This is a genomic window from Methanobacteriaceae archaeon (genome assembly GCA_030656015.1).
Lineage (GTDB): Archaea > Methanobacteriota > Methanobacteria > Methanobacteriales > Methanobacteriaceae > UBA349.
This window is the reverse complement of record JAUSNX010000001.1, coordinates 43,837-62,878: the sequence shown is the minus strand read 5'-3', so window position 1 is coordinate 62,878 and position 19,042 is coordinate 43,837. Positions and strand designations below refer to the sequence as shown.

At 30.5% G+C, this 19,042-nt stretch carries 16 protein-coding genes and 1 CRISPR repeat array (1 of these 17 cut by a window edge); of the genes, 2 read left to right on the top strand and 14 right to left on the bottom strand.

Annotated elements, in window-relative coordinates:
• A CRISPR array of direct repeats spans positions 1-2,212; the repeat unit is 30 nt; unit sequence ATTTCAATCCCAATATGGTCTTATTTTAGC (it extends 1,120 nt beyond the left edge of the window).
• A 354-nt stretch (positions 2,213-2,566) separates the two neighbouring features.
• The 10 genes from cas2 to cas6 all read right to left on the bottom strand — a co-directional run bounded on the left by cas2 (position 2,567) and on the right by cas6 (position 11,022).
• Complete coding sequence (cas2, locus tag Q7I96_00280; GenBank protein ID MDO9626045.1) at positions 2,567-2,830, bottom strand: CRISPR-associated endonuclease Cas2; 264 nt, start codon at positions 2,828-2,830, stop codon at positions 2,567-2,569.
• Between the two features lie 4 nt (positions 2,831-2,834).
• Positions 2,835-3,803 (bottom strand): type I-B CRISPR-associated endonuclease Cas1b, encoded by a 969-nt coding sequence (gene cas1b, locus Q7I96_00275; protein ID MDO9626044.1) that lies wholly within the window; start codon positions 3,801-3,803, stop codon positions 2,835-2,837.
• Between the two features lie 34 nt (positions 3,804-3,837).
• Positions 3,838-4,356 carry a CRISPR-associated protein Cas4 gene (cas4, locus tag Q7I96_00270; protein ID MDO9626043.1) on the bottom strand — a complete coding sequence of 173 codons (519 nt, stop codon included), beginning with the start codon at positions 4,354-4,356 and terminating at the stop codon, positions 3,838-3,840.
• Positions 4,357-4,457: 101 nt separating this feature from the next.
• A complete protein-coding gene (locus Q7I96_00265) occupies positions 4,458-4,847 on the bottom strand; it encodes a PIN domain-containing protein (GenBank protein MDO9626042.1) in 390 nt (129 codons plus the stop codon).
• The gene (locus Q7I96_00260; GenBank protein ID MDO9626041.1) at positions 4,844-5,077 is read right to left on the bottom strand and encodes an AbrB/MazE/SpoVT family DNA-binding domain-containing protein; all 234 of its coding nucleotides are present in this window, start codon (positions 5,075-5,077) and stop codon (positions 4,844-4,846) included. The genes Q7I96_00265 and Q7I96_00260 overlap by 4 nt, the downstream gene beginning before the upstream one ends.
• Positions 5,078-5,178: 101 nt before the next feature.
• Positions 5,179-7,410: a CRISPR-associated helicase Cas3' gene (gene cas3 / locus Q7I96_00255; protein ID MDO9626040.1), complete on the bottom strand. Its 2,232-nt coding sequence runs from the start codon at positions 7,408-7,410 to the stop codon at positions 5,179-5,181.
• Positions 7,403-8,020: a type I-B CRISPR-associated protein Cas5b gene (gene cas5b / locus Q7I96_00250; GenBank protein ID MDO9626039.1), complete on the bottom strand. Its 618-nt coding sequence runs from the start codon at positions 8,018-8,020 to the stop codon at positions 7,403-7,405. The genes cas3 and cas5b overlap by 8 nt, the downstream gene beginning before the upstream one ends.
• The gene (cas7i, locus tag Q7I96_00245) at positions 8,017-9,027 is read right to left on the bottom strand and encodes a type I-B CRISPR-associated protein Cas7/Cst2/DevR (GenBank protein ID MDO9626038.1); all 1,011 of its coding nucleotides are present in this window, start codon (positions 9,025-9,027) and stop codon (positions 8,017-8,019) included. Before cas7i ends, cas5b begins: the two co-directional genes overlap by 4 nt.
• Position 9,028: 1 nt before the next feature.
• Positions 9,029-10,381 (bottom strand): type I-B CRISPR-associated protein Cas8b1/Cst1, encoded by a 1,353-nt coding sequence (cas8a1, locus tag Q7I96_00240; GenBank protein MDO9626037.1) that lies wholly within the window; start codon positions 10,379-10,381, stop codon positions 9,029-9,031.
• Entirely contained in the window at positions 10,381-11,022 is a 642-nt protein-coding gene (gene cas6 / locus Q7I96_00235; GenBank protein MDO9626036.1) for a CRISPR-associated endoribonuclease Cas6, read from the bottom strand. Before cas6 ends, cas8a1 begins: the two co-directional genes overlap by 1 nt.
• Positions 11,023-12,421: 1,399 nt before the next feature.
• On the opposite strand from cas6, the gene Q7I96_00230 reads away from it, so the two are divergent.
• A complete protein-coding gene (locus tag Q7I96_00230) occupies positions 12,422-15,889 on the top strand; it encodes a hypothetical protein (protein ID MDO9626035.1) in 3,468 nt (1,155 codons plus the stop codon).
• Between the two features lie 237 nt (positions 15,890-16,126).
• Here the strand turns inward: Q7I96_00230 and Q7I96_00225 are convergent, their stop codons facing one another.
• Positions 16,127-16,345, bottom strand: coding sequence for a hypothetical protein (locus Q7I96_00225; GenBank protein ID MDO9626034.1), 219 nt, complete (start codon positions 16,343-16,345; stop codon positions 16,127-16,129).
• Positions 16,346-16,851: 506 nt separating this feature from the next.
• Positions 16,852-17,037: a hypothetical protein gene (locus Q7I96_00220; GenBank protein MDO9626033.1), complete on the bottom strand. Its 186-nt coding sequence runs from the start codon at positions 17,035-17,037 to the stop codon at positions 16,852-16,854.
• 323 nt (positions 17,038-17,360) lie between these two features.
• Between Q7I96_00220 and Q7I96_00215 the strand changes: the two genes are divergently transcribed.
• On the top strand, positions 17,361-17,708 hold the full coding sequence (locus Q7I96_00215) for a hypothetical protein (GenBank protein ID MDO9626032.1): 348 nt from the start codon (positions 17,361-17,363) through the stop codon (positions 17,706-17,708).
• Positions 17,709-18,010: 302 nt separating this feature from the next.
• On the opposite strand, the gene Q7I96_00210 is transcribed toward Q7I96_00215, so the two are convergent.
• Positions 18,011-18,394, bottom strand: a complete 384-nt coding sequence (locus Q7I96_00210) for a hypothetical protein (GenBank protein MDO9626031.1) — start codon at positions 18,392-18,394, stop codon at positions 18,011-18,013.
• Positions 18,395-18,780: 386 nt separating this feature from the next.
• A complete protein-coding gene (locus Q7I96_00205) occupies positions 18,781-19,002 on the bottom strand; it encodes a TRAM domain-containing protein (protein ID MDO9626030.1) in 222 nt (73 codons plus the stop codon).
• Positions 19,003-19,042: the final 40 nt, after the last annotated feature.

The window sequence follows — 19,042 nt, the reverse complement described above, 5'->3', positions numbered from 1 at the left end:
GTGGTTAGGTATTTCAATCCCAATATGGTCTTATTTTAGCTTTTTTAACTGCTGATTTTGTTTTCCCGGTTCGTCTATTTCAATCCCAATATGGTCTTATTTTAGCGGTGTACTCCATTCCAGGTATGAATATCATATCCGTATTTCAATCCCAATATGGTCTTATTTTAGCTAGAATCCCAACTATAACTGCTATGGCAATGTATTATTTCAATCCCAATATGGTCTTATTTTAGCAATCCCTGAATACTGTGACATTGATAACCTGTGTACATTTCAATCCCAATATGGTCTTATTTTAGCTATAAAAAAAATAATTTATTTAGGATAATCTTCTAAATTTCAATCCCAATATGGTCTTATTTTAGCTGCTTTAATAAATCCTGAGCAATCCACCGTAATTTTATTTCAATCCCAATATGGTCTTATTTTAGCCCTCCCCCTAACAATTGCAGAACCACCCCTCTTTGATATTTCAATCCCAATATGGTCTTATTTTAGCAACCTCAACACCACCACCAATAATCACAGCATTATCATTTCAATCCCAATATGGTCTTATTTTAGCAACACCCCCACTGATGAATCAGACCCCACCGCATATATTTCAATCCCAATATGGTCTTATTTTAGCTACTATCAGATTCATCAGTAGCATAAGCTAAATCAGATTTCAATCCCAATATGGTCTTATTTTAGCAGGAATGCAGTAACCCCAAATTATGCAGATAACCTTGATTTCAATCCCAATATGGTCTTATTTTAGCTTAGTGTAGAAAACCAAGCATACCTACCATTATTTAATTTCAATCCCAATATGGTCTTATTTTAGCTACTACAAGCCGTGTAGCGAATAGTATTGTTTTTGTATTTCAATCCCAATATGGTCTTATTTTAGCTATTGAAACTGATGACCTTATGAAAATACATATCAAATTTCAATCCCAATATGGTCTTATTTTAGCCATAAGAACAGTCCTAGGAATCAAAGACATAACAAAATTTCAATCCCAATATGGACTTATTTTAGCAAGACAAAACCGCTATTACTAATTATTTATCTATATTTCAATCCCAATATGGTCTTATTTTAGCACTGTCTGTTCATTATCTAATATTTTATATAATGATTTCAATCCCAATATGGTCTTATTTTAGCTCACCAGTAGACCATGGAAAACTACAAGGGTCAATTTCAATCCCAATATGGTCTTATTTTAGCTTATTAATATCTTTGGGATTGATTTCACCATCAATATTTCAATCCCAATATGGTCTTATTTTAGCTTATTTATCGCCTCGCAGTCAAAAGCAATAAATATTGATTTCAATCCCAATATGGTCTTATTTTAGCAAATTAAAGACTGTAAAAAAGAGTTATGTTTTACTAATTTCAATCCCAATATGGTCTTATTTTAGCGCGGGTGTGAAAAATAATCGTATAAGTGTAATTAAATTTCAATCCCAATATGGTCTTATTTTAGCCAAAGAACCGCTGTTCCTATTCTAATAGTTAAATTAATTTCAATCCCAATATGGTCTTATTTTAGCACAATATGAAACAGTATCCACTGTTGGGGTTGATGAGATTTCAATCCCAATATGGTCTTATTTTAGCCTCAAGGCGGCGGGGCAACCCAATTAAGTAATATAAATTTCAATCCCAATATGGTCTTATTTTAGCACCCCAACAAGTACGGGTGAAACCGGGACTAATACATTTCAATCCCAATATGGTCTTATTTTAGCTACACTGGATAATGTTGAGGCCATGTCCTTTTTCAATTTCAATCCCAATATGGTCTTATTTTAGCCGATTTCACTTGAACCATCAGTTAGTAATTGTAGTACATTTCAATCCCAATATGGTCTTATTTTAGCTTATCACTGAATAGTGCATTAATATCACTGAATCCTATTTCAATCCCAATATGGTCTTATTTTAGCCCTGTAACTTTTGAAGTAACACTGAATAATACTAAATTTCAATCCCAATATGGTCTTATTTTAGCTCGTGAGGCCACACTCAACATTATTGCATCTACAAGATTTCAATCCCAATATGGTCTTATTTTAGCCTTTACAAATCGTAGATGTTGATTCAGCGGTTGAATTCATTTCAATCCCAATATGGTCTTATTTTAGCATGTGGAATATTCTTATTCAGTTCTTTGTTTATTTTATTTCAATCCCAATATGGTCTTATTTTAGCAGGCCAAAAATTTGGCCTATTTTGGTTTATACTTACTATAATTTGTTCTTTTAGGGTATATATTTTGTCTATCTCTAATTGGGGTATTTCTTTATATGGAAAGACGACGGATCCAGGATTCTTTTTAGTGAAATTAGATGCTTAATAATATATTATTTAATTAAAATCTAAATATGTACTAGGTAATTGTTATAAAATGTGTATTAAGAACATATTTGTTTAAAATAGAATAAAGTAACTTAAAGTTATTTTAATATAAATTAAAAATAGTTAATCACACACGACTGAGTTAGAATATACAAAAACTAAAACTAAAAAGGTAAATAGAGTAAAATAAAATTTTGGGTAATTAAATCAGAGAATCCCATCAATAGGTGCTTTTTCAATTCCCATAACCTTCCTTTTAAATGCATTTTCGGTTCTAAATGAATATATAATTACTGAGTCTTCATCTTCTACAATAATTTCTTTAAGGCCATTTTTTATCTCTACAAAACCACTAGTTGTAGTTTCTCCTTCAAAGACAGAATTTTGTATCCAGTAGAGATGTGTGCGAAGAAATCCTTTTACTTTGTTAACCCTTTCGACCTTTATATCGTAAACAATAATTAGATACATTTTCTTACCACCACATTACAAATGGTTTATATTCTTTTGATTCTAAAAGGTGTTTTATAAGTTTATAGGCCTCTAAACGAATTAATCTTCGATAAGATACTTTTCGGTTAAGATCTCTATGTTTAATTGTTTTCTTTAATCTAGTATCATATTCTCTTAGGAAAATTTTCCGACCATTTTCATTTAATAAGCAGTAATCCAGATCCTTTTCAAAGTCATCTTCACTTAACATCCTTTTTTTAACTAAGTACAGGATTAATCTATCAACAAAAATTGGCTTAAAGATTTCACTTAAATCTAGTGAAAGAGAAAATCTACGCTCTGATGGTTCATGTAAATAAGAAATAGTGGGATTTAATTGGGTGTTATATATCTCACTTAGAACTGTGGAATACATTAGGGAGTTTCCAAAACTAATGAGGGAATTTATCATATTTTCTGGAGGTCTTCTAGTCCGTTTTCCAATTTGAAAGTCTTCAGGAAGGATTTCATCCAGACGATTGTAATAATCTGCTCTAATTCGTCCTTCAACATTCATAACTTCAGTTATTCTATTACACCCATCTAATTCACTTAATATCTCGTTAATCGGATTATCCACACTGTAATAGGCCAGTACTTTGAGCATATTTTTAGCAGCACCATCTACAAATTTTTTAGCAATAAAAATCCGTTTGTCATGATCTAAATAGTGTTCGGCCTGTTTAATTATTAAATCGCCAGATAAAAGAGTTTCACGCGGATAATAGCTCCCATTATAATATCCATAATAATTAAAAAAGTGTATGGGAATTCCTTCTTTGGAGAGAAGGTTTACTACCTGAGAAGAAAATGTTAGGGATCCATAGGCATATATTGAATAAATCTTATTTATGGGAAGTGGCCTTTTGCCCTCTTTATTTATAAAATAAACTGTGTTTTCTTTTCTTTTTAAAATACCATCCGACATTAAATAGTAATTTTTTCTAGTCATTTTGAAAATGGACTCTTATGAGTTTAATTATTATTTAAACCCAGCAGAGTTCGAAATAGGCACATTTCCTGCAAAAAGGTTTTTTCACAGGTTTAGGAAGATTATCATCAATAATATTTTTAATTTTATCAAATACATCTTCCAGTTGAGCTTCATTGGTAGGGTTAAGCTCATATTCTTCTTTTTTACGGATTTTAGGATAATCTAAAAATCCTCGAGTATTAGAGATTCCCTTCTCATGTTTAAGATAGTATAAATAGTATAAAAGCTGGAATAGATGGGCCTTTTCCATTTTGGTGCTCTTTTTGACCTCATGTATTTCCAGAACATCTCCTTTTCTGATGAAGTCCACATTAATAATGTTATCCAGAGCAAAGTCCCTATTTTCTCTTTTATAGGAATTTTCATGGATTATTTTTCCTAAAGAGACTAGTTCTGATTCCTGTTCCATCTGAATATTGTGAGAAAATAGCCATAGCTTGGTATGACAGATAAAATAATAGTTAATTTGAGTTCCTCTTATTTGAAGATTCTTTTTAGACTTGGAGATCATTTTTTATCCCCTTAATATTCGAATGATAATTTTAAAATCTAAAAGCATTCCGGATTTTAAGTTGCTTATAATTATATTTATTTCACTTAATGATCAGTATATTAATAAATTCTGTTGATTCCATTGACTTTATCAAAATCAGAGTCAAAAGAAACTATTTCAGATATATTAAAAGTCTTCATAATCTCCACAGACACGGAATCTGTTAAGGAGAGCTTTCCATCATATTTTAAAAATGTATAAATTGCACTATCATAATGTGATAAATCCGAGTCAACTATTTTGCAATTATCTTTAATGGTATCATAAATCATTTTACCGGCCTTTCCCCCTGCTCTACTCCCTACAATGGTAACTGCCTCAGAGATTATAAGGCCAGATACTATTTTTTGAGATTTTTCCAGTTCAGGAATTAGTTTCAATGCTTTATCGTGCCATTGATCATTTTCCAGGATAAGGCCAATGAAGAAAGAGGAATCAATAAAGATCAAATTTCTTCTCCCCTCTGAAGCTTCTTTTTGAGCTCAACTGCATCTGTAGGTTCACCTTTTACCATTCCTGCAACATCCTGGAAACTTACTTTCTTGCGGAATTTGATTTCGGCCCCATTTTCTGTGGGCTTCCATTCTAATATATCGCCGGGGCCTATATCAAATATTTTTCTTATTTCTGATGGCACCACAGTTTGGAACCCATTTGAAAGTTTAGTTGTTGAAGTCATTTTATCACCACTTTGAATATATGGCTTTCAAAGTATTTATGTTTTTCAAAGTATTTAATGAATTCAAGATGATTTTGTTTTTTGACTGTACCAAAATATTTTTAAATAAATCCATCTTCTTCTGAATCTAATATTAAACCCTTTTTTGAATCATAAATCGTATTTATGAAATAAGTTTCTTCATCAAATTCCACATTATTTTCTTTTTGTAATTTTTTAAATTGTCCTATACTAATAGACAAAACATATCCCATTGCTTCATAGTAACGACCATTTTCAATTTCTTCAATATAATCTAACTTATATTTGAATGGTACTACTTCATAAGACTCAAAAAGAGAATAAAACTGAACTTCATTATTTTTATCATTGATAAATGGGACTATTTGATTATGAAATGATTTAAAATGTTTTTGAACCGTATTAAATTCTTTTTGATCCTTTTCATCATATCCATTTTCGTATACTTTATCCACGAGTTTTTGAATTAGATCTTCTGAAAGAATATCAATGTCTTCAAAGCTTTTAATAGTTTTTTCAACTAGACTTGGATTGTAAATATATTTATCTTTGTCAGAACCTTTTGAAAATATATTGACCATAGCTAGATTGCCTTTTTCCCAGCCTTTTCTATTTACCCGTCCAAATCTCTGTATTAATGCATCAATTGGAGCAGGTTCGGAATATAAAATATCATAACTAATATCTAGAGAAACTTCTATAGCTTGAGTTCCAACTAATAGCTGTAGATTATCTAAAGTTTTTTCAATTTTTTCTCGATCACTTAACATGAATCGGCTATGGAGTAATGCACTGTGCTCAACTTTAGATTTTAATTCATCAAAAACTTTTTGAGCTTGTAATACAGTATTACAAACGATTAAAACTCTTTTTTTAGCTTTTAAATCTTTTATAATAGAATCAATGTTATCAAAAATGGTTCCATCTATTATTTTAACTTTATGTCTAGTAAACGACCTTAATTCGTCATTTCCAATAACAATATCATTTGGAATATCTAAATATTCTTTAAATAACTCTTTAATAAAACTAGGGAGTGTAGCGGACATAATAAATAAATCTGCTCGGTATTCAGTTTTTAATATTTTTAGGATTTCCAGAATTAGCGCAGTAGTATGAGCATCGTAGGCATGAATTTCATCAAGTATAAATAAACCATTGGTCATCTCAGAAAGCTGCATCTCAAAACCTTTTGTCCCAAAGAACGATTTCAGTATTTGAAATGGAGTTAAAACTTTATAAGGCCGGTAAATTTTCTTTGTTAATCCTTTTATATCTCGAATTAGCTTTTTCTTAGATTCATAATCAAAATCATAATCAGAAAGAGCTTTGTAAATGAAATATGAAGATTTACCATGCATTAAACCAACTAATTCTTTGTTTTTGAAATCTTCCTGCAATCGGTTATACATGGCATTTATACTTGCAGTGTATGGCAATAAATAAAAAACTCTTTTGGAATGGTTAAAATTTTGATTACTGTCACTCCAAAACAGAGAAGCTTCAGTTTTACCACTTCCTGTTGGTGAAGTAAGAAAAGCACTTCCTTTAGTGCTTATAGATTCAGTTTGAATTTTTCTTAAACTTGAGAAGTTATAGATGGATTGCATATCTGCAATGCCTTCTAAAATTTTATACTTTGAACCAGAAGCTAAATGATCACAAGCATTTAAAAATCCTCTTAAAAAAATCCCGTATTTTTTATGTAAAATTGTGTATTTTTCATCTTCCCATTCTATGTAATATGGGAGTGCAGAGTCCTTATAAACATCTTTTAAATCATTAAAATCAATTAAGCTAAAATTTTTTAATTCATAACCTAAATATTGTCGGCTTAAATCTGGTAAAAGATCAAAATATTCAATTAGCTCTTGAAAATTAGGTTTTAGTTCCTTTAATTTTTTATCATATAATTTTTTTCCAGTAGGGCTTGGAAAAGTATTATATTGCTCTCTTAAAACGTTAATATCTTTATGATGAGTAATTATCGCTAATCCTATTGCATTTTTATATATTTTGTCATAATGGAGAGAAGAAACAAACCCTGCAGATAATATTTCATGCCTATATTTCCATCTAACTGTTTTAGTATAATCATTCAACATTTCTTGAAATCCAGTCGCTCCTTTACCGAAATCATGTAAAAAAATAGAATAAAAAAGGTGTTCCCAAAAATCCTCAACACCACAAATTTCAGGAACATTTGGATAAGACTCTTTAATGCTTTTAAAAACTTTTAAGGCATTTTCAGTATGATTTAAAATTGTTTCATTTGGTTTTGCTAAAAGATTTGTATGTAAATCATTATTCATGTAACCAAACACCCCATTCCATTTCTTCATCGAAATAGCATTCATCATCATAGTCAAAAAGCTGATTCATCAAGATAAATGGCTTGGTTCCAAGTGCTTTACGTGGGATTGTGTCAGAGAAATGGGTTGGTAAGGCTTGAATCGTGCCAAATGCTCCACTTGTTCCAAAAGGTAATATTGTTTTTCCTAATTTCACATCTGATTTTTTTTCTAAGTTAACTTCTTTTATATCGCTCACAGTAACCAAATCTGTTGAACGTCCTAACAAAAGAGGATAAAATGGTCTTTTAAAGTATTCCAAGTATTTTAAATCATCTAAATACAAATAAATTTCAGGATTTACTAAAAATTCTCTTTTAATAACATTAGATTTGCCTTTTAAATCAGATAATTCATATATAGTTTCTAAATCAACTGCCTTGCCTTGATGGTTAAATACATAACCTACTGATAAATCATCGGGTGTAACTAATTCTCCTTTAGCAGCAGATATTAGTCCATAAATCGTACTTAAAGGAGGCACTGGCAAAGTAGGCTGAAATCCACTTATAAATGCTGGGTATCTAAAAGAAGTTACCCAACCTTCAATGTGAATTCTTAGTGCTTTCATGGTTTCATCAGCTCTTCAATTTTATCTGTAAACTGATCTACTGCTTCTTTAATAGAACCTGATTTGATTTTTCTGTTTCCAATTAAAATTTCTTCAGTTAATTTATTTATGTTGGGTTCTAAGTTATCCATGAATCCTTTTCTGCGACCTATGTAAACATCGGTTAGTAAACAGTCCGAATATTCTATTAATACATCTTTTAAGGCTTCAGTATCAATAATTGCATCCCCATCTTCTTCTTTAGTAATATTCATAAAGATATGGTTACCACCATCAATAGCAGCTAGAATAACGAATTTAGGTGATACATCTGTTAAGTGGGAAGTCTGTTTTGCCCCTCCTTGGATATATGGAAGTGCTTTTAGTACATCTTTAGCTCTTTTTATTCGAGTATCATTTGGCATAGACCATTTGCCACTTTCTTCATCTTTTACAAGACCTTTTTCTTCAGCTTCTTCTTCTAATTGAGGATACATATTTCTGTATCCTGTTTTTTCATTGGTATAAAATACACCTAAACTATCTAAATCTAGTGAAAATAGTCCTTTAAGCACAGTGGAATAAAATTCATGTTCGTATGGAACTGGATCTCCTTCATGACGGGCCATAACACCAAAGTCTTGAGTTGGAGTTTGCCCAATAACTGAAATTAATGGAGAATTTTTTAGAGGAGAAATTCGGGTTACAGTTCCACCTTCTTTTGCCTTTAAAGCCCTCATATATCCAAAAACATCATCATCATCATATTTTATAGGGTTTGCACTTGTAAAAGCAATTTTTTTCTGCCTTTCGATGGGGGACATTTTCCAATCATATTTCTTTTCTAAAGTGTCTCTCCACCAGTATCTTAATGCCTGGCCTGATACATAAGGATAAACTTTTCGCCCTCTTCTAATAGATTTAACTCTGACAATGTTATCTGTCCGGTCTCCTGCATCAGCACCAGCATTATTCAATGCAGAGTGTGGTGCATCCACTAAAATAAATCCTACAACTGTTTTAGACATTTTATTCCTCCTCTTTTGCTTCTTCTGGTTCAAATGTTTCTAATTCACTTTGATTACCTTGTTGAATAATCCAAGGTTGTAATTTTTCATAAATTCTAAATAAAATCAAGTCCTGGGTTTCTCGCCAAGTTAAATTGCCATCTGGGAAAAGATAATTTACATAATCCTCAAATGTGAACAAAGGATTTTCAATACCATTCTCGATTCTCTTTTTAATGATAATTCTCAAGATATTACGGAAACTTCTATAATCTTTGGCAATTTCAAGCCTACTTAGAGTTTTTATATCATCCATTTCCATAATGTAATCTGAAAGTTCATCTCCAACTCTTTTTATAGCATCTATACGTTTTTCATCCATTTTTCGCACCTCTTCCAGATAATAACTTATTAATCCCCATCCTCCAATCGCTTCTTTGTTTTTTCTATCAATAAAGAATCTAATTATCGATTTATTTTCTAAAAGATTATTATAAACTGAGTTTTCTCTGTTTTTGTAATCATTTTCTTCTTTAACTTTGTCCCAGTTTACATACAGGTAACCTCGTCTTACTATTCTGAACCAATCCTCTTTTTTTTCATCTTGAGGTACATATGCTAAAAATCTAAAAACTGGAGTTGGAACTAAATAAATATCTAATGATGGGCCTTGATTGAAATTTGTAAAATGATAAAATGATAGTGAAGGGCTTTCAATAAATCCGCGTTCTTCATATTTAATTATAATATCTTGTATTATATGAAAAATTGCGTTTTTAGGGTTTTTAAATCCTTCATTTGGACATCCAGTATAATTTTTTGAAGAAATTTGATTATCAATGTTCTTTTTAATATTTTTTGACCAAATTTTCATGATTTTTTTGGAGTCTGAATGTATTAATAACATATTTCCACATGCATAGGACATCAAGGGCACAAATTGGATTGCAAAAGCGCAAGCTGGACAATAATCCGCCCCATCTGATCCAAAAGAAAAATAATTAATTAATTTCTTAGATCCAGTTAATGGAACTCTATCTTTGCCAGACCTTTGAGCAGTATTTCTTCTTCCACATGCAATACAATCTCCATTATCACCTAAAAAAGAAATTTCTTCAATTAACTCATTTAAAATACCGGAATATCTCTCTTTTTTATCTTTAACCGCATTATTTGTGATAGGATTATTTGGAAATATCTGATACAAGTTTTTTGACCATTTTGGAGTTAGATATAAATCTACAATCTCATCAACAATGCTTTTAAGATCATCTTTATTTACTTCTTCAGGTTTTTTACCAACCCATTGACTAATAGCCCAAATTCCAGCATCTACGAATGGATTTCCTGTGAAATCAAAGATTATTTCACTCATTATTTGCCTCCAACTTTAACATCAACCATACCAAAGCCCATACTATTCTTTTCTCCCAATCCACAATCATAGGCAAACTCTACTAATCTTTTATCGGCATCAATTTCGAATTTCATTAGAAAGCATCGGTGATGGGTTTCATAGCCTTTTTTAGGGACTGTTATTCGTTTTCTTTTAATAGAATCGAGTTGGGGAACTATTTTAACATAAGTATCGCCATCATAATCTCCATAAAATTTGATATATTTATTTAAGAGATTGTTTTGCAGATTTTCATAAAATTTAAGATCATTAGGATTTAAATCCCAGGTTTTTAGTTTACCCTCAACTTCTTTTTGAATACGAGCTACTAATGGTGATAAGGTACGCATTTGCATTCTGGTTTTGATTTCAGGCTTTTTTAAAAGTTCAACCTGATCCACTAATAATTTTTGACCCATAAAATTGACTTGAGGGACTTCTAAATATCCTTCTACCAGGCTTTTAATTAAATGATCATTAGGTGATGAGATAAAAAAACTAATTTTTCCATTTTGGGAAAACATGTAATTAGGAAGATTTTTTCTATTTGATAAAAATAATTGAGAAAAAGTAAAAAATTTATAGTCTTTAGATGAATGTAACTGGCTGGCTAAATCCAGATCTGCTATTTTATTGTAAATAATTGCAGAAATAATATGATTATAATTGTAAGGAATTTTAAATTGATTTCCATTTGTAGATAAGCTTATTTTTAGCCTCGTCCTAATCCCCCCAGAATCTAAATAATTTTTTACATTTTTATATTAATCATACTTCCATATAAATTTAATGTTTATCATATACAACACTAATAAAAATATAACAACTCATTAAAAAAACAATTACAAATTATAATTTTATAAAGGTGAGATTATATTTTATTTAATTGGTATTATAATTCTGATAAATTCATGAATTGTATTATAGTAACCTATTATAATTCTAGAAAATTTATTTATGGTAAATTCATTAATGCATTCTAGTAACCTATTATTATTTATTTTATTAGAGTGAATATTAATTAATAAAAATATTTTGAACTTCAATAGATTGAAATTTTTTAAAAATAAAATTTGTTCAGGAAGTTTTATGAATTTTGATCAGAAGAAATTTATAATTTTTTAAAAATTCAATACGGGATTAGTAGATTTTATGAATTTGATCCATAGAAATTATAATTTTTTAAAATTTCAAGTTGAAAATAATCAAACTGAACTTCGTTAAATCAGTCTATAACGAAGTTGGCTAAAATTCTTTAAATAATCAAATTTCTATCAAAATAAAACACATCAAAAAAGGCCAATATGGACCACTACATATAGGCCTGGCCTCTCATTTAGGTGTATTTCTCATTTTTTTAAAAATCATGAAAATTTTCAGGTTTTTCTCATTAAAAATATAAAAAAATAGAGTTCCTCTGCAAGGAACATGATTATTTCAAATTTATTTTTGATTTTAATATTTATATTATATTTTATATTAAATTTCCATTTTATCAAAAATTTCTGATAAGTGGAATATACGATTCTAAAATTTTATAATATTCCATAATTTTTTGGAAATTACCATGTTTATTAATTTTTCATGATAAGTAAATAATTAAATTTTAAAAATTATTTTTTTTTAGGAATTTGATTCTTCTTATAACTTTATTTATAATTTTATTATTTTAAACGAAAAATTGTATTATAGTAGGAGAAAATAAGGATTTAATGTATTTTATACAAAATTTTAATAGAAAATTATATATACTCATGATGTCCTAAATATTAAGATTAAAAAATCGATAAATATATAGATAATAATGTATTAATTATAATATAGGAGTATGAATATGAAATATTCATTCATGGAACTCTAATGTTTTACAACATAAACACTAAAAATTGTGCTTTCAAATCATTTTTTTTAAATACCTTCTTTGTAAAATTTTTTTTGAAAGTATTTGTTTTCAACATCACCCTTCACTTTTAATTTAGATATTCATACCCTAAATTATCACTAAAAGGAGGTGAAAAATTGAGAAAAAAAACAAAAACAATTACCAAAAAAAATGATTTTAATTCCATTACCAAATATAATAAAGCTAAAATCATAGTTCCAGTGTTGCTTTTAACTTTGGCCTTAGTATTCTCATTCACGGTCAATGATATTGCAGCTGCTCAAGATACATCTAATAGTACAATTATTCCTTCTAACAATTCAACAACTTCTAATATAGAATCAGGGGATTCACAGACAAGTGAACAATCCCCCTCTAACAACAATAACACAACAAATGAATCATCAAACTATTCCAATTCTCAAAACAATCTAACATTACCCGACCCTCAGATATATAATGGGGGAGTACCTGTTGCACGTGGAATACATCCGGCAGGATATATTTATCCTACCATCGCAGCGGCCATTGCTGATGCTTTAAGCGGTGACACCATAATGCTTGAGGCGGGTGCAATTTTTAATGAATTTGGACTAGTTATTGATAAAAATCTGAATTTCGACGTATTTAACAACGGCTATGCCACAGTAAATGGTGGTAACTTCGGAACAATATTTCTAATCAATGATGGCATAACAGCCAGTCTAAAAAATCTAATATTAATTAATGGGCAAGGAACTTTAGGTGGTGCTATATACAATAATGGAACTTTAACTGTAACCAACTGTGCATTTAATGATAACACGGCACAGTATGGTGGTGCTATCTACAACGGTGGAATAATAAACTACACGGACACCACAATTGGTAGTATCACAGTAGTACTTAATGGTGGATCTTTAACTGTAAATAACAGTACATTTACAGATAACACGGCAACTCAAAATGGTGGTGCTATCTATAATGGTGGAATCATTAATATAGGCAACAGTACACTCACCAGTGTTACTTTAACACAGAATGGTGGAACTTTGGGCTTATTAAACAGTGTATTCACTGGTAATTCTGCACTTAATGGTGGAGCAATTTACAACGGTGGAACCATACAAATGGCTGGCAGTAGTACATTCACGAGTGTCACCATAACCAAAAATGGTGGAACTATAAATGTATTTAACACTACATTTACGGGTAATACGGCAACTCAAAATGGTGGTGCAGTCAATAATGATGGAACTATAGATTTAGATCAAAGTAGTACTCTCACTGACAGTACTGTAACTGATAATGGTGGAACAATAACGGCAATCAATGGCATATTCCAAGGCAACGCTGCACTTAATGGTGGAGCTATAAGTAACAATGCAATATTCAACATAACAAATAGTTCTACACTCACGCGTACTGTTTTAACACATAATGGTGGAACAGTAACCTTAACGGACAGTGCACTTATAGGCAACTCTGTAACAAATAATGGGGGAGCCATAAGTAACGATGCAGTGATAAGCATATCTAATAGTAGTACGCTCACTGGCCCTGCAACCGCAAATAATGGTGGAACCGTAACCGTAACCAATAGCGCTATTATGGGTAACTCTGCTGCAAATAATGGTGGAGCCATTAGTAATGACGCCACATTTAGTTCACTTGGACCTGGAATCGCATACACAGACTATATCATACATAATGTTGCTACAGTTACCGCGACCTTCAACACAATTGCCTACAATATGGCAATGAATAATGGTGGAGCGCTCTTTAACAATGCAATATTGACCGTGACGAATAATACATTAACTGACAGTGCATTAGATAATCTGGCAGTAGCTACCATAACTGACAATGCACTGGTAGACAACAGTGCAGTAAATGATGGTGACGAAATCTACAACCTTGCAATATTAACTGAAACTGGTAATGTATTTACTACTAGCTCTCTAGCTAATGATGCGACCGTAGATGCAGCTCGTAACTGGTGGGGTTCTAGTTCAGGCCCAACATCAGATGACGTGTATAATTCCGGTGGTACAGTGATTGATGCTCCTTGGCTGGAATATACTATGGGAGTAAGCATTACTGCCAGTAATCTCGCACCTAATGTGGGTCAGCCATTTAGTTACACCATAATTGTGACTAATAATGGTCCTGATGCTGCTACAGATGTTCAGTTGATTGATGGTATACCTGCTGGTTTAACTTATAATGGTTATACGGCAAGTCAAGGTACCTATAATTATGCTACTGAAATATGGAACGTTGGAACTCTGGCTAGTGGTGCTAGTGCCGTGTTACAATTGTTTGTAACTCCTACAAACTCTGTAATTGGCACATCGGTGACTAAAAATGTAACCCTAATTAACACCAACGAAACAGTTAATGCAACAGTAATTCCAACCGCACCTACATCTAACGTAGTACTAAGCAAAATAGCCAGTACTCTGATAGCTAATGTTGGTCAACAGTTCAGTTATACTCTAACTGTGATTAATAATGGTTTAACCAGTGCAACTGGTGTTCAGGTGACTGATATTTTGCCTGCTGGTTTAACTTTTAATGGTTATACGGCTAGTCAAGGTACCTACAATAGTGGTACTGGAATATGGAATGTTGGAACTCTGGCAAGTGGTGCCAATGCCGCTTTACAACTGCTGGTTACGCCAACTGCAGCTCTAAACGGTACAACTGTGATTAACAATGCCACAATTCCAGGCCAAACTGTTAGTGTAGCGGTGGTTATTCCATCAGCTCCGATTTCTGATGTGATTTTAGCCAAAACAGCCAGTACTCTGGTAGCTAACGTTAATCAGCAGTTCAGTTATACACTAAATGTGGTTAATAATGGTTTAGATAGTGCAACTGATGTTCTGGTAAATGATATTTTGCCTGCTGGTTTAACTTTTAATGGTTATACAGCTAGTCAAGGTACCTATAATAGTGGTACTGGAATATGGAATGTTGGAACTCTGGCAAGTGGTGCTAGTGCAGTGTTACAACTCTTTGTAACTCCAACCGCACCATTAAACGGTACAACTGTGATTAACAATGCATCCATGTCTGGTCAAGTTGTTAATGCAGCTGTGATTGTTCCTACAACCTTAGTTGCAAATGTGGTTTTAACTAAAGTACCTAGTACTATAAACGCTGTTGTTGGTGAGCAGTTCAGTTATATATTAACTGTGATCAATCATGGCCCACATTCTGCTACTGGTGTTCAGGTTACTGATATTTTGCCTGCTGGTTTAACTTTTAATGGTTATACAGCTAGTCAAGGTACCTATAACCATGTTACTGGAATATGGAACGTTGGAACTGTATTAAACGGAGCTAGCGCAGTGTTAAGAATCTTTGTTACCCCTCAAGAATCTTTAGTCGGTACTGATATTATTAACTCTGCAAGAATATCCGCTCAAAATGAAAACAATACATTAACTCCTGAAATCGTTAATGCAACGGTTCATATTGAAGCTGCAGAAAATAATACAAACAATGTCAGTGCTGCTTCAGAATCAGTATCCATGCAACATACGGGTGTACCCCTGGTTGGATTAATACTAGCAATTTTGATGGTTCTTGGTGGATCAGTTATATCCCGAAGAAAGTAAACAAAACAATCCTTTTCCCATTTTTTTTTTTTTAAATGATATATAAAATGAATAATGGCTAATTTTGATATATTTTATGAGTTTTTTCGATTAATAAGTAGTGTTTCTATTATTTTGTTATTACAGATTGGAAAATTAAAATTAAAATATTTTATGGTATATGGTCTGAAAATTAAATACACTTAGCATTAGTTCATAAATTCAAAAGAAAAATTAAAAGAAAAGTATGATAAATAATTATTTAGGAACTAAGACTTCTTTAGTATATTTTAAATTCCTATAGCTGGTGGCCGGGATGAATTTACTGTATTCTTGCCCTTGTTCGTCTAATTGTTTATAATCTATGGTAACATTTCCATGTTCATCAAACTGAATTCTAGCAATCTCTGGACTGGTGGTATGGTATTCTTCAATGTCTTCTTGTGTATAAAATATTTTAACATGATTTATAAACATTTTTTTAATCTCCTAATATTGATTTGTAGTTTTAATTATAAAATATTTTGATCTTCCATGACTTTCTATTGAATTAAATATTGATTTGGCTGTTTTTATTTGAATCATAATATGCTCTTGTAAGAATTGCTTTACAGCTGCTGATGGAAACTAGTAGGAACTGATGAGTCCTGGATAAAAAGTGATGATGGAAAAACTTAAAATAATATTATTTCTGTTTTTACAATTAATATTTGTATTAATAGGCCAATCAATTTAACATCAAAAATTGTTTATTAAAATAAAATCATATTATATAACTGGTGTTAATATGTTCTCAAGCAATAAGCCTAAGTTAGAAGAAGTTAATTTTAGGAAAGTAAATGAAGGAGAACCCAATTGTATACAATGCAATCAATCTGATAACAATATAGACGTTACAAATAATGCAGTTGTAACATCTAAATGCTATTTTTTTAATATAGACGTGGATGAACTCCATATTTGTGATTTGATTCATTAAATATTTATTTATTTGAAATAATTTTCTTTACAGCCTTAGTTTCATCTAATAAATTCTGAAGTCCGGCTAAAAGACATTCTTCATTATTTTCCTGGTTTATACATTTATTAACAGTTTCTAGAGCATCATTCCACGGCTGGAATTCCTTTCTAGATAAATCCAATTTATTTTCATCAATCATTTTCTTCATGAGCAACCACCTCAATAGAATTTTGTTTCTTAATGAATGGTAATAGGATTCAATTTATTAAATTCTAGTTAATACCATGTTTTTTTTCAAATGTCTTTATTTAAACACTAATAATAATTTATGATAATAATTTCAATATATAATTTTTGATTTAAAATTAAAGATAAAACTTTTTATAATACTCCTTACTCTTTTTAAGGAAAAAATATAAGTTTTATTTTGAATATCAGTTCTCGAATAATATCCTAAAAAAGAATGTTTATCAAAAAATGTTATTAACTATAAGTTTACAAAAATATTAGTATAAAAGGGAAACTGATACTATGAAAAAAAGTTTTGAATGGCCAGACATTTTAGACGACACTGAATTAGTTGAACTTGATGATGCAGATGCCCTGAAGGAATATAAATTAACTAATGACATTATGCTAGTTCTAAATGCTAACGAAGTTAAAACGGGGGACTCAATTGGGTTTGTTGTAGAAAAAAAGGATATGGCAATAGAAGGACATTATTCAAGTGCTGAAAACAAATTAAAATTCTATGATGACGCGGAAATAACTAATGACTTAGAATTCAAGAAATTTTTACAAAAAACATTTCCTAAACTACTAATCGAAAAAATAAATCACATACAATTAATTGATAATATAGATCAAATAAAAAAATAAAAAAATCTTTAATAATATTCTTTTTTTATTAGATGAATTTAAAAAATATTTGTTTTTATTACTTAAAAAATAAAAATTTAAGAAAAAATTATTTTAATTACCAGATCCATTTTATACACACAGGAAAAAAATCAACACTCAATAACTTCACAATTATTATCTGTCTAAAATTATCCTATCTATTAAAAATATGGAATATTATTTCTATAGAAAAAAATATAAAAAAACACTAAATCTAAAATTCAAAAAGACAGAAATAAAAAATTTTAAAAAAGTAAATAGTTAACTTTCAGATTCTAACATCAAAAGGATCTTCCTGCAGCATAAGTGCCTTCCATTTCAGGCATTTTTATATCATTGGGTGCTGTGACATCTATTTCTTTCCGTAGTATGTCATTGTCTATGGCAAAATCAATCTGGCCCTTAAAATTGACTGATTTTGAATCAACTTTTAAATCAATTTTTACATTAGAAAGATTCTTCAAAAGACTTTTCTTTTCCTGGAAAAGCACAGAAGCATCCACAATTTTAAATTGTAACGGAATTTTCTCTGAGTCAATATCAATAATTACGTTCTCTGAAACTTGAAAAGATTCTTGATCTTCTTGACTTCCAAGAATATTCACATATATAGAATCTAATCTAGCTTTATAATCAAATTTTACGAAATAATAAATACTTTTCAAGTTTGTAATCCCCATATACAGTATCTTTTTGTAACTATTATATCTTTTCATTGTATAATTTAAACCAATGAATTAACAGATAAGGACATAGTTATAACTTTATAATAAATAATCTAAACTTAATCTGTGTTTTGTTTTCAGAATATCTATGATATGAACCCTATTTAATGCTGGATTCAATTGTAATACTCAATGATTTACAATATAATATAGAATATGAATATTATGCCCTTAAGTTTGCATAAATGTACTTTTATTAATAAAAAAAGATTTTAGGGAATATTATTCCCTGTAAAGTGAAATTATAAGAATTAACTTGAATTTAATAAAAATATGAAAAGATAAACCTAAATCAGCATATTCCTTTCACTTTTAGAAAATAAAGATTATTCAATTATTTCAGCAAATGCAAAATTTCTTCGGGTAGAGTTAACTCTAATTTTAACTTCATCGCCTACTTTGGCGCCTGAAACAAAGACCACAAAACCTTCGATACGTGCAATTCCGTCTCCGTCTCTGCCGGTATCTTCAATCTTAACATCATATTCTCCGCCTTCTTTAATAGGGGCAGAATTATCTCTATCGTTGTTGTAATTATCTCCAAACAAATGTATCACTTCCAATTTTTTGCCATAAGGCAATATTCTA

Excerpts from the sequence above, each read along its gene's own strand:
- cas4 (MDO9626043.1), bottom strand. The coding sequence starts at position 4,356 with ATGATCTCCAAGTCTAAAAAGAATCTTCAAATAAGAGGAACTCAAATT.
- Q7I96_00220 (MDO9626033.1), bottom strand. The coding sequence starts at position 17,037 with ATGAAGAAAATGATTGATGAAAATAAATTGGATTTATCTAGAAAGGAA.
- cas3 (MDO9626040.1), bottom strand. The coding sequence starts at position 7,410 with ATGAATAATGATTTACATACAAATCTTTTAGCAAAACCAAATGAAACA.
- cas8a1 (MDO9626037.1), bottom strand. The coding sequence starts at position 10,381 with ATGAGTGAAATAATCTTTGATTTCACAGGAAATCCATTCGTAGATGCT.
- Q7I96_00215 (MDO9626032.1), top strand. The coding sequence starts at position 17,361 with ATGAAAAAAAGTTTTGAATGGCCAGACATTTTAGACGACACTGAATTA.
- cas5b (MDO9626039.1), bottom strand. The coding sequence starts at position 8,020 with ATGAAAGCACTAAGAATTCACATTGAAGGTTGGGTAACTTCTTTTAGA.
- Q7I96_00260 (MDO9626041.1), bottom strand. The coding sequence starts at position 5,077 with ATGACTTCAACAACTAAACTTTCAAATGGGTTCCAAACTGTGGTGCCA.
- cas2 (MDO9626045.1), bottom strand. The coding sequence starts at position 2,830 with ATGTATCTAATTATTGTTTACGATATAAAGGTCGAAAGGGTTAACAAA.
- Q7I96_00225 (MDO9626034.1), bottom strand. The coding sequence starts at position 16,345 with ATGTTTATAAATCATGTTAAAATATTTTATACACAAGAAGACATTGAA.
- cas7i (MDO9626038.1), bottom strand. The coding sequence starts at position 9,027 with ATGTCTAAAACAGTTGTAGGATTTATTTTAGTGGATGCACCACACTCT.
- cas1b (MDO9626044.1), bottom strand. The coding sequence starts at position 3,803 with ATGACTAGAAAAAATTACTATTTAATGTCGGATGGTATTTTAAAAAGA.